Origin of the sequence: Pandoraea horticolens (assembly GCF_902459555.1) — a bacterium.
In the GTDB taxonomy this organism is placed as follows: Bacteria; Pseudomonadota; Gammaproteobacteria; order Burkholderiales; family Burkholderiaceae; genus Pandoraea; species Pandoraea horticolens.
In genome coordinates, this window is record NZ_CABPSM010000005.1 from 190,831 (window position 1) to 202,763 (window position 11,933).

Consider the following 11,933-nt stretch of genomic DNA (forward strand, 5'->3'; position numbering starts at 1 on the left):
AAAGTCCGCATCCTACCAAAACCGGCAGGCGAACCCTGCAAGCTCAAGGCACGATCGGCGCAGGCGAGTCGGGTTCGAGCTTGTGCCAAACGAAGCCGATGTGCTCGCGCATGATGCGGCGCGCCTCCTCCGGCTGACGTGTGCGAATCGCCTCCCAAAGCGCGAGATGCTGCGCAAGGATGATTTCCGACGCCTGTTCGCGCAACTCGAACAGCCCCGCATTATTCAACGAGATGTGCTCGTAGAGCATCTTGACCACACTGCCTTGCAGGTGACGGAGCATGGCGTTGTGCGACGCGTTGGCGAGCGCCGTGTGAAAGTCACCGTCGAGCCGCGATTCGAGCACGGTGTCGCCTTGCTCGTGCGCGGCTACCAGCCCGTCGACCAGTTCCCCCATGCGCGCGAGATCCTCGTCGGTCGCCCGCACGGCAGCCAGATATGCCGTGGTGCCCTCCAGCATCAGACGGAATTCCAGCATGTCCGGACGCAGTTCCGGATGGTCGCCTACCAATTGCCGCCACGGTGAAATCAACCCCGTCTGCAAACGATCCGAAACATAGACGCCCGAGGCGGCGCGCGCCTTGAGCAGCCCACGAGCCACGAGGCGCTGAAGCGCCGCGCGAACCGTCGAGCGCGCCACACCCAGCGACGCAGCCAACGCACGCTCGGACGGAATGCGCTCGCCTGGCGACCACACGCCTTCTATCAATCGGGTTTCGAGTTCGCGCGTGATGCGCTCGGTCAGATTGGGACCGCCCACGGTGATGTCTCCTGCCGCATGTCGGATGCGTTCGGTTGATTGCGTGCAATGGTGGCCACACGGCGATCGAATTGCGCCGCGCGAGCCTCTCGCATGCCCCGCGCGCGCCGTTGACGCATGTTCTCGGTTTGCCGCGATTCTGCGCCACCCACCGCCGATCACGGCAACTGGTACGACCAGTTTGCCCGAACGCTTCTCAGGTGTCGATCATCGCGGCAGCCGGACGATACGTCCGCGCGAACCGTCGTGCCCTCTGCACCAAACGCGGCCGCACGCACGGCAATACGGCCAGAAACAGGCCTTAAAGCAATCGATCACCAAATCGAGGAGACGTAAGTGGAAGTGTGGGTACAGAACTACGTGCCGGGTGGCACGCTATGGATGGCGGCACTCATGGCCGCGTTACCAATTGTCGTATTCTTCGTGGCACTGGCCGGACTGCGCATGAAGGCGCATACCGCTGGCGCATTGACCGTCGCGCTTTCCCTTGTGATTGCCGTCGCCTACTTCGGCATGCCCGCCAGGATGGCGGCCATGTCGGCGGTCTACGGCTTCGCTTATGGTCTGTGGCCCATCGCGTGGATCATCATCACGGCGGTGTTTCTCTATCGCGTGGTCGTCGAGACCGGACAGTTCGACATCATTCGCAGCTCGGTGGTGTCGCTGACCGACGATCAGCGTCTGCAAATGCTGCTGATCGGCTTCTCGTTCGGTGCATTTCTTGAAGGTGCTGCGGGCTTCGGTGCGCCGGTCGCCATCACCGCCGCACTGCTCGTGGGACTCGGCTTCGAGCCGCTCCGCGCTGCGGGGCTTTGCCTGATCGCCAACACCGCGCCTGTCGCGTTTGGCGCGATGGGCATTCCGATCATCGTGGCGGGTCAGGTGAGCGGCATCGATCCATTTCATATCGGTGCGATGGCCGGGCGTCAGTTGCCGCTGCTCTCCGCCTTCGTGCCGTTCTGGCTGGTGTTCATCATGGACGGCAAACGTGGCGTCAAAGAGACGTGGCCTGCCGCGCTCGTCGCCGGTGGCAGCTTCGCCGTCGCGCAGTACTTCTCGTCGAACCACATCGGGCCGGAACTGCCCGACATCATCTCCTCGTTGTTCTCGCTCGTGTGTCTGGCCGGCTTCCTGAAGGTCTGGCAGCCGAAGATGTCAGCCGCGCGCGGCCATGCAGGCCTGAGTGCCTCGGGCGGCGTCGCCGCGCTGGGCGGGTTCGGCGGCCTGAACGGCGGATCGGCGCGCAGCACCAAGCCGTCGCCTTATACGACCGGCCAGATCCTGCGCGCCTGGGCGCCATTCCTGATCCTCACCGGCATGGTCACGATCTGGAGCCTGCCGGGCTTCAAGGCGCTGTTCGCGAAGACCGGCCCGCTCGCGTGGACCGTGCCGTCGCTGCATGTGCCGGAATTGGATCGTCTCGTGGCGAAAGCCGCCCCGATCGTCGCCACGCCCACGCCGATGGACGCCATCTTCAAGTGGGACGCCCTCTCGGCGACCGGCACGGCGATCTTCATCGCGGCGCTGCTCTCGATGGCATTGCTTCGCATGAAGCCGGCCGCCGGTGCGACGAGCTTCTTCAAGACCGTTGCGGAACTGCGAAAGCCGGTGCTGGCCATCGGCCTCGTGCTGGCGTTCGCCTTCGTCATGAACTACTCGGGCATGTCGACGACGCTGGCGTTGTTGCTCGCCCACACCGGCGCGGCATTCCCGTTCTTCTCGCCGCTGCTCGGCTGGCTGGGCGTGTTCCTGACCGGTTCGGACACGTCTTCCAACGCGCTCTTCTCCAGTTTGCAAAGCACCACGGCGCAGCAGATCGGCGTGTCGAACACGTTGCTCGTCGCCGCGAACACGACCGGCGGCGTGACCGGCAAGATGATTTCCCCACAGTCGATTGCCGTGGCTTGCGCGGCCACCGGTCTGATCGGCAAGGAAGCCGATCTGTTCCGCTTCACTGTGTGGCACAGCCTGATGTTCGTCGTGCTCGCCGGTCTGATCACCCTGGTTCAGGCGTACTGGCTCACGGGGATGCTGGTGCATTGAGTCTGTCTTCGTTATAAGCACTCGCCGCCGTGCTGCCGATGCGCGGCGGCAAGTGTGTCGTCCCCTGCCGGAGAACCCCATGAAGGTGGCCCTGTTCGTCCCTTGTTTCATCGATGCACTGTTTCCCGAAGTGGCCATCGCCACCCTGGAACTGCTGGAGAAACTCGGCGTGACGGTCGATTACCCGCGTCGTCAGACCTGCTGCGGGCAACCGCTGGCTAACAATGGTTGCGAGGCAGACGCCGCCGGCACCGAAACGCTCTTCGTCGAGAATTTCGCCGGTTACGACTACATCGTCTCGCCCTCTTCCAGTTGCGTTCATCATGTACGCAAACATCTGACGGCCGCAGGCGAGTCGGAACGCGTGGCCGCCGTTCGCGCCAATGCGTACGAACTCACCGAATTCCTTCACGACGTGCTGAAGGTTCGCGATTTTCCGTGGGCGACGTTTGCGCATACCGTCGGCCTGCACAACAGTTGCAGCGCCATTCGTCATCTGCACGCAGCGTCGGCCAGCGAGATTCCCGGCGAGCCGTGGTCGAAAGCCCGCACGCTGCTCGAGGGTGTGCACGGCGTCCGCTTCGCCGCCCCTCGCCGTCCCGATGAATGTTGCGGCTTCGGGGGCACCTTCTCGGTGTCTGAACAAGCGGTGTCCGTGAAGATGGGACAGGACAAGGTGCGCGACCATCTCGACGCCGGCGCACAGTTCATCGTCTCCGCCGACATGTCATGCCTGATGCACCAGAAAGGATGTGCGGCACGCACGCAGACCCCGATGCGGTTCCTTCACATTGCGCAGGTACTCAATGGCGTGGACGTCGGCGCACCGACGGCTGCGACGCCCAACGAGGTGACGGCATGAGCACGGGGCAGCGCGTCGATCACGCGAAGAACGCCGAGGCGTTTCTCGCGAAGACGGAACACGTGGCGTTTCACGATAAACGCCTCTGGGACTTGCGGATGAAACGCGATGCGCAAGCAGCGTCCATCGGCGAATGGGAGACCCTGCGCACGCTCGCGTCGCAAATCAAGGAACACACCCTGTCGCGGCTCGGCGACTATCTCGACCAGTTCGCCACGCAAGCCGAAGCGAACGGCGTGAAAGTGCACTGGGCGCTCGACGCTGCCGCGCACAATGCCATCGTTCACGGCATTCTCGCGGCGCACGACGTCAGAACACTCGTCAAGAGCAAGTCGATGCTCACCGACGAATGCGAGTTACGCGAGTATCTCGAACCGCGCGGCATCCGTGTGATGGAGACCGATCTCGGCGAGCGCATCCAGCAACTCGACAAGCAACCGCCGTCGCACGTGGTCGTGCCTGCCGTGCACAAACTGCGGGGCGATGTCGCACAATTGTTCGGCCGCACGCTCGGCACCGATCCGACTAACGACGACATTCACTATCTGGCCGAGAGTCAGCGGCAGACCACGCGCCCGGCGTTTCTCGAAGCCGGTGCGGGCATGACCGGGTGCAACTTTGCCGTCGCGGAAACCGGCACGGTCGTGGTGTGCACTAACGAAGGCAATGCCGATTTGTCCGCCAACGTGCCGCCAGTGCACATCGTGTCCATCGGCATTGAGAAGCTGATTCCGCGCGTAGCCGATCTCGGCGTATTCGTGCGCTTGTTGTCGCGTAGCGCGCTCGGATCGCCGATCACGCAATACACCTCGCACTTTCGCGCGCCGCGCCCGGGCACGGAGATGCACTTCGTCATCGTCGACAACGGCCGTTCGGCGCGTCTGGCGATGGACGACTTCTGGTACTCGCTCAAGTGCATCCGCTGCGGCGCTTGCATGAATACCTGTCCGGTCTACCGGCGCAGCAGCGGCCTATCGTATGGCAGCACCTACGCCGGGCCCATCGGCGCGATCCTCAATCCGGCCTACGATCTCAGACGCTACAGCGCGCTGCCGTTCGCGTCGACAATGAATGGCAGTTGCACCAACGTCTGCCCCGTGCGCATCAACATTCACGAGCAGCTATACAAGTGGCGCCAGATCGTGGCCGAGGAAGGCGAGCTGCCGCGCGTCAAACGCAGCCTGATCAAAGTGGCCGGCAAACTGCTCGCCAATCCGGTGCTGTATCGCACGTCGGTCAAATCGATGAACACCGCGCTGCATCGGCTGCCCAATATGGTGCTCTACAACCCGCTCAACACGTGGGGCAGGGGCCGCGATCTGCCCGACGCGCCCAAGCAGACATTCCGTGACTGGTATGACGCCCATCGGAAGTCGCCCGACACGGAACGCAAGGACCCATCATGAGCACTTCCCGCGAAGAATTTCTCGTGCGCGTGCGCGCCGCACAACGCTTGGCGCTGCGCGACGACGATCATCCGGCCGAAGGCACGCGTGAGCGGTTTCCGTTGCCTACGCTGCCTGTCTTCGAGACACCGGGCGGCGATCGGTGCGAACGGTTTGGTAACAATCTCGTCGCCATGGGCGGTAAGCTCGCGACGCTCGACAATGCGCAGGCGCTGGCTGTCTGGCTCGCCGAACGCTTCCCCGGCGTCACGCCTGTGACAGCGACACCGGAAGCCGTGTCGGCGCAACCACTCGATGTCTTGCGCGCAGCGGCGTCGTTGCATGACGTCGACGTCGGTATCGTGCGCGCCCGCTTCGGTGTTGCGGAGACGGGGTCCGTGTGGCTCTCCGAACAGGAGTATGGCGTCAACGCGCTCGGCTATCTGGTGCAGCATCTCGTGGTATTGCTCGATCCGCGCGATATCGTCGACGGCTTGCAGGACATTTACCGTTTGCCCGACTTCGCGCTGGCGCGCTACGCGGTGCTCGTCACGGGCCCATCGGCGACAGCCGATATCGAAGGCGTGCTGGTTCGAGGCGCCCAGGGCGTGCGCTCGCTTACGGTCGTGTTGCTCCCTCGCGACTGATCGTCGCGAAAGCCACACGAACGCGCGACAGTTTGTCGCACAACGCCCCCACGTTTTCCCGCGCTTGACGCGCGTCAAGTTCGCCGAAGGAACCTGCTTCTACCATCGGTCGTGCTCACTCACGACTTTGGACATCATCATGAAGCACTCCCTCGGCGCTGCGGCCATCGCAGCCGCGCTCGTTTCCGGTGCCGCCTTCTTCAGCGCATCCGCCTCGGCACAAGCCAATCCGCAAGCCTCGTCACAGGCCGCAGACACTGCGGCTCCCTCGTCGGAGAAGACCTTCGGCTTCATCAAGGACAGCTCGCAAGGCATCTATGCCGGCGACATCCTCGCGCGCGTGCGCGCCATCGGCATCTTGCCCGACTCGCATGCGAGCGGCAGCGTGTTGCCGACGCTGGGCGTGACCGTGAATAATGCGATCGTGCCGGAGCTCGACTTCACCTACATGATTCTCGATAACGTCGGCGTCGAACTCATTCTCGGGATGTCGCGTCATCAACTCACGTCGAACATCGGCCATCTGGGCGGTGTGAACGTGCTGCCGCCGACGCTGCTGCTGCAATACCACTTCAACCATGCGGGCAAGGTGCGTCCGTATGTCGGTGCGGGTATCAACTACACGCGCTTCTGGAACAGCAGCCTGAACGCGGGCGGCACCCCGATCTCGATCAAGAACCACAGCGTCGGTCCGGCACTGCAAGCCGGGGTGGACATTCAGATGACGAAGAATCTGTTCTTCAACATCGACATCAAGAAAGTCTGGATGAAGACCGACACTTCGCTCGCAGGCACCGACCTCGGCACACTGCACATCGATCCGCTCATCGTCGGCGTCGGTGTGGGCATGAAGTTCTGATATCCGGTGTGGAGCGCCATACGCCTGGGGGGCTGTGGCGCTCCTTTTTTTGCCCGAACGCCCGATGCGGCAAATTGTCGCGCACTCCCTACATGAGAACGCAAAGCATTTACGCGGCTCGGCGACAGCACCTACAATGCCTGGTTCCCTGAATTTTTCCCATTTCTTCATCCGGCCCGGGCATGCGCAAGCTCCGTCAGCATCGCGTCGCAATCGGGATCGCCTTACTGGCGATCCTGCTGGCAGCGCTCATGCCGGCGATTGCGCAATGGCGCGCTGCGATGCAGCAAGACCCATTCGCGGTCTATTGCACGGTGCAGGGCACGCAGGCCGCACTGGGCACGAACACCACGGAGCGCGCCAACGCTCAGCGTGAAGCGGCCCACGACGCACACACCGGTCACGACGACGCGCAAGCACCGCCCGCACAGCCGCAGGCCACGAGCCAGCACAGCAGCCACGGCGGCGCCGATCACTCGCTGGCCTCGTCAGACCATTGGGAGAAGTGCGGCTACTGCACGCTCTGGGCCCATCAACCCCTCGTCACCACCGATCTTCTTTCCCCCCCGCCTGCCGCGCCGGCCGGCGTCGCCACCGCTCCCCGGGTGCTGGTGCCGTATTACCCGCGCGCCCGTTTCTCCGCCGCCCTCGCGCGCGCACCGCCCGTCCCCGCCGCCTGATTTTTTCGACTTCCGGTCAATACCGGAATGCCCTGCCGAACGCATTGAGCCTCGTTAGCTCGTCTTGCCGTGATCTGCACTCGCCGTGAACACACCGTTCGCGCAGCGCGTTTGATCGGTGTCGTCCGCGCCGCCCGCTTTGGGGAACACCGCGCGGTCGCACACGTCATCGCGCACGTGTGCGAAGCGACATCGAGTTGTCACCACGACGCGCGGGTCATTGCCATTCCTGTCTGCCGCGGGAAGGCACGGCACACGTTCGGCACCCACACGATCATCAGGCGACCGCGACGCGGTCGCGAGAGATACTCTCATGTCACGCCCTATGACACAGAAGCCGCTGCAAACGGCCATCGCACTTGCCCTCGCCTCGCTGGGCAGCACAGCACACGCACTCACTAACGACCCCGTGGCAACTGGCCAGAGCGTTGCGATCGACGCGACGCACGCTGCAACGCACACCGGCAACCATCCGGACACTCTCCTTGCTTCGTCGACAACCAGCGCGCCATCCTCGGCACTCGCACCTGCGATGTCCCTCGCGCAGGTGGCTGTCCCTTCGACTGCGTCCACAGCGCTCGTTCCCACGGCTACGCTGCCGCTCACAACCGTAACCGCACCGGCGGAGTCGCTCACGTCGCCGAGCGTTGGCGACCAGAAGGCCAACCTGTTCCAGACAGCAGGGTCTGTCGCCTTTGTCGACGCCGATTCGTACCAGAACACCTACGCCTTCAACCTGCGCGATATCCTCAAGGACACTCCCGGTGTATACGTGCAGAACCGGTACGGTCAGGAACAGCGCGTGTCGATTCGCGGCTCGGGCATCGCACGCGGCTATCACGTTCGCGGGCTCGAAATCCTTCAGGACGGCATTCCGACCAACTCGGCCGATGGCAGCGGGGACTACTACCAGATCGACCCGATGGGCTTGCGTTCAACCGAAGTCTACAAGGGCGGTAATGGCCTCACGTACGGCTCGACTACGCTCGGCGGGGCCCTGAACTTCGTCACCCCGACTGCCTATACGGCAGACGCGCCCAACCAGTTCCGTCTCGAGGGCGGCAGCTTCGGCACGGTGCGCGCAAGTGCCCAGATGTCGCGCATCTTCGGCCCATTGGATGCCCTCGCAACCGTCACGCTTAACCGCGCCGACGGCTATCGCGACCACGACAAGGGCAATTACGCGCAGATCAACGCCAACATCGGCTACAAGTTCTCGCCGAACGTGGAGACCCGGTTCTTCTTCGGCGCCTATATCGTCGACCAGAAGCTACCCGGCACGCTTTCGCTGTTCGACGCGCTCAACAACCCGACGAAAGCCTCTGCATCCGCTGTCTCCGGCGATCAGGCACGCAACACGCGCACCGAGCGATTGGGCAACCTGACGACGATTCGCTTCGCTACCGGCCAGCTCGACATCGCGTCGTGGGTCATCCACAAGAGCCTGTATCACCCGATCTTTCAGGTCATCGATCAGGACGGCTGGACGTACGGCGTGGCGCCGCGCTACACGGCCAACCTGACGCTCGCCGGCATGCGCAACGACCTGATCGTCGGTGCACGCTTCTTTGGCGGCAACACGCAGGCCGACCAGTACGTCAACGTGAACGGCAATCGCGGCGCGCAAACGCTCGACGCCCACCAAAGCGCCTATAACTACGAGGCGTACTTCGAGAACCGTCTGTTCTTCCTGCCCACGGTCGGCTTGATGATCGGCGCAAAAGCGTACCGCGACGTTCGTCAATACATCGATTACGGCGGCCTGCGGGGCGATCCGAACTACCGCTCGACAAGCGCCGCCTATTCGGGCGTCAATCCGAAGATCGGGTTGTTGTGGGAGCCACGCAAGGACGTGCAGGCCTTCATCGACGTCACGCGCAGCGCCGACGTGCCCGACTTCACCGATCTGTCGCAGACCTTCGGCGCCACCTCCCGCTTCGTTCCGCTGGCATCGCAACACGCCTGGACGATTGAAGCCGGTACGCGCGGCAAACTCGAGCGCGTGTCGTGGGATGTGACAGCGTATCGTTCGCTGGTGCGCGATCAGTTGCTTCAGTACACAACATCGCCCGACATTCCTGCCTCGACCTTCAACGCGAACAAGACGGTGCTGCAAGGTCTGGAAGTCGGCGCTGCGGTGGACCTGTTCAAGAACGTGGTGGCGAGCGGAGATCGAATCACGCTGTCGCAAATCTGGAACTACAGCGATTTCCGCTTCCACGACGACCCGCAGTACGGCAATAACCGCATTGCTGGTGTGCCGACGAATGTGCTGCGTACGACGCTCGGCTATGCGTTGTCGAACCGCTTCCAGATCTCGGCATCGCTCGACTGGGTGCCGACCGGCGCCTGGGTCGACTACGCCAACACGATGCGCGTGCCCGGTTACACGCTGCTCGGCGTACAGGCGTCGTACCTGATTCGGCGCGGCGTGACGTTCTATGTCGATGCCCGCAACCTGACCGACAAGCGCTACGTTACCGACTTCAGCACCGTGACCGATGCCCGCATGGGCAATACCGCCGTGTTCTATCCGGGCGACGGAAGAAGCGTGTTCGCGGGCGTGCGCTTCGCGTTCTGAGCCTCAACGGCTGGGCTCACCCGGCGTGCGCGACGCATGAAAAGTGTCGCGCACCGCCCGGCAGCAGGTCGTGTGACAAACCTCGTGTTCAGAGCATGCGCCGCAACGTATCGTCCCGACGGAAGTAGTGATGCCACAGCGCCGCCAGTGCGTGCAAGCCAATCACCCAATAGAACGCGCTGCCGATCGTCTCGTGAATGTCCTTGATCGACCGGCCCACTTCAGCGTCTTTCCCGATGAATTGCGGCAGCGCAACATCCAGCCCCGGAAGGGTGAGCACATGTCCCCCGGCATTGAGCGTGAGGTATCCCAGCACCGGCTGCGCAAACAGGAACAGATAGAGCAGCAGATGCACCGCGGCGGACGATGCCCGCACCAGCCGCCCCTGGCCGGGTAACAGCGCCGGCGCCCCCTTGATCATTCGCCAGAGCAAACGCGGCACGGCCAATACCAGCACCGCCACCCCGGCCCACTCGTGAATCGTCATGGACAATGCACGCGGTGCGCTGCCTTTCGGCAAATACCCTTTCGCGATGACAGCCGCATAGGCAATCACGACCAGCAACGCGATTGCCCAATGAAAGAAGATTGCGGGCGGCGCATAGCGCTCGGCCGAGGAGAGCCGCGAGCCACTCGGGCGGAACTTAATTGCGTTATCCATCTGGGGGATTCCTTTTCTGTCTTGCAGGTGACGTCATTATGGCGTCGGTTCTGTTACGCGAAAAGGTCTCGAATCGTCGCAGTTGTTACTTCAAGTTTCCTCTTGGTATTCGGATTCCTCCTCCCCACGGACTGCCTTGCTATGCCGACAATACGTCTCGAGCGCTCACGGCCCCACGGACGCGCTTTCCGATGAACCTCCTTGGCCGACCGTCGCTTGGTCGGCCTTTCAGCCCCGCTCGCGGGGCTTTTTTTTGTGCGTGCCACAACGAAGCCTCGCGCTACCGATCTCCGCAGGCCCGATACACACGGCCTGAGCCATCACCGAGCCGTCTCGCTGCGGAGCAACATTCGCCATGTGCATCGGTGCGGCCAGCTTATCGCGGCAGTGCAGCCAAAGGTCTGTGAACTATCCGAGAGAATCGACGCACAGATGCAATAGCGGGCACGTCCGAGCCATGCTTAGGACGAATACGACGCAAAAGATAAGACGACACCGTGAAGTGTTGTGTGAAGCCCTCACAACGCTGGTCATAGCTCGACGTGCGGGCCGATAATGGTCATCAAATACATGGAGGACAGACTATGCGAGACATCACACTTCCCGGAGGCGAAACCGTACCGGTGCTGGGTCAGGGCACATGGATGATGGGCGAGAAGCCGGAGCGGCGGCGCGAGGAAATCGATGCGTTGCGCCTGGGTGTCTCGCTGGGCATGACGCTTGTCGATACGGCCGAAATGTACGGCGAGGGCGCTACCGAACGCCTCGTGGGCGAAGCGCTGGACGGGCTGCGCGACGAGGTGTTTCTCGTGAGCAAGGTCTACCCGCACAACGCCTCGCAACGCGGCGTGATTGCGGCTTGCGAGCGCAGCCTGGAACGCCTGGGCACCGATCGTCTCGATCTGTACCTGCTGCACTGGCGTGGCGAAGTACCGCTCAAGGAAACAATCGTGGGCTTCGAAACCTTACGCCAGGCGGGCAAGATCCGGCATTGGGGCGTAAGCAACTTCGATACGGACGACATGGAAGAATTGTTCGACACCCCGGGTGGCAACGCATGTGCGACCGATCAGGTGTTGTACAACCTTTCGCGCCGCGGCCCCGAATATGACCTCGCGCCGTGGCTCGCCGAGCGCGGCATGCCGATGATAGCGTATTCACCCATCGAACAGGGACGGCTTCGGACCACGAGCGTATTGGGCGATATTGCCCGCGCACGTCACGTCGAGCCATTGCAGATTGCGCTTGCCTGGGTGCTGCACCGACCGGGCGTCATCGCGATTCCCAAGGCAAGCTCGCAAGCGCACATGCGTGCCAACCGCGCAGCGCACGACATCGATCTGACCAGCGACGAACTGACGCGGCTCGATCATCACTTCGAAGCGCCCTGGCGCAAACGTCCGCTGGAGATGATCTGAGAACGTTCGTGAATTTTGAAGGTGCTCGGTCGCGCGC

At 63.0% G+C, this 11,933-nt stretch carries 10 protein-coding genes; 8 read left to right on the forward strand and 2 right to left on the reverse strand.

Features of this window, described 5'->3' with window-relative positions; genetic code table 11:
- Positions 1-43: 43 nt before the first annotated feature.
- Positions 44-760, reverse strand: coding sequence for a FadR/GntR family transcriptional regulator (locus tag PHO31112_RS10905; protein ID WP_150620523.1), 717 nt, complete (start codon positions 758-760; stop codon positions 44-46).
- Positions 761-1,096: 336 nt separating this feature from the next.
- On the opposite strand from PHO31112_RS10905, the gene PHO31112_RS10910 reads away from it, so the two are divergent.
- The 7 genes from PHO31112_RS10910 (at position 1,097) to PHO31112_RS10940 (ending at position 9,817) form a co-directional block, all read left to right on the forward strand.
- A complete protein-coding gene (locus PHO31112_RS10910) occupies positions 1,097-2,803 on the forward strand; it encodes a lactate permease LctP family transporter (RefSeq protein WP_150620524.1) in 1,707 nt (568 codons plus the stop codon).
- A gap of 79 nt (positions 2,804-2,882) precedes the next feature.
- Positions 2,883-3,665 (forward strand): (Fe-S)-binding protein, encoded by a 783-nt coding sequence (locus tag PHO31112_RS10915; RefSeq protein WP_150620525.1) that lies wholly within the window; start codon positions 2,883-2,885, stop codon positions 3,663-3,665.
- Complete coding sequence (locus PHO31112_RS10920) at positions 3,662-5,071, forward strand: lactate utilization protein B (protein WP_150620526.1); 1,410 nt, start codon at positions 3,662-3,664, stop codon at positions 5,069-5,071. Before PHO31112_RS10915 ends, PHO31112_RS10920 begins: the two co-directional genes overlap by 4 nt.
- The gene (locus tag PHO31112_RS10925) at positions 5,068-5,697 is read left to right on the forward strand and encodes a LutC/YkgG family protein (RefSeq protein ID WP_150620527.1); all 630 of its coding nucleotides are present in this window, start codon (positions 5,068-5,070) and stop codon (positions 5,695-5,697) included. The genes PHO31112_RS10920 and PHO31112_RS10925 overlap by 4 nt, the downstream gene beginning before the upstream one ends.
- 139 nt (positions 5,698-5,836) lie before the next feature.
- Positions 5,837-6,556, forward strand: a complete 720-nt coding sequence (locus tag PHO31112_RS10930) for an OmpW/AlkL family protein (protein ID WP_150620528.1) — start codon at positions 5,837-5,839, stop codon at positions 6,554-6,556.
- A 182-nt stretch (positions 6,557-6,738) separates the two neighbouring features.
- Positions 6,739-7,236, forward strand: coding sequence for a DUF2946 family protein (locus tag PHO31112_RS10935; protein ID WP_150620529.1), 498 nt, complete (start codon positions 6,739-6,741; stop codon positions 7,234-7,236).
- A gap of 532 nt (positions 7,237-7,768) precedes the next feature.
- Positions 7,769-9,817: a TonB-dependent receptor family protein gene (locus PHO31112_RS10940; protein WP_150620655.1), complete on the forward strand. Its 2,049-nt coding sequence runs from the start codon at positions 7,769-7,771 to the stop codon at positions 9,815-9,817.
- Positions 9,818-9,905: 88 nt separating this feature from the next.
- On the opposite strand, the gene PHO31112_RS10945 is transcribed toward PHO31112_RS10940, so the two are convergent.
- Positions 9,906-10,478 carry a cytochrome b gene (locus PHO31112_RS10945; protein ID WP_150620530.1) on the reverse strand — a complete coding sequence of 191 codons (573 nt, stop codon included), beginning with the start codon at positions 10,476-10,478 and terminating at the stop codon, positions 9,906-9,908.
- Between the two features lie 584 nt (positions 10,479-11,062).
- On the opposite strand from PHO31112_RS10945, the gene PHO31112_RS10950 reads away from it, so the two are divergent.
- The gene (locus PHO31112_RS10950) at positions 11,063-11,896 is read left to right on the forward strand and encodes an aldo/keto reductase (RefSeq protein WP_150620531.1); all 834 of its coding nucleotides are present in this window, start codon (positions 11,063-11,065) and stop codon (positions 11,894-11,896) included.
- Positions 11,897-11,933 lie beyond the last annotated feature (37 nt).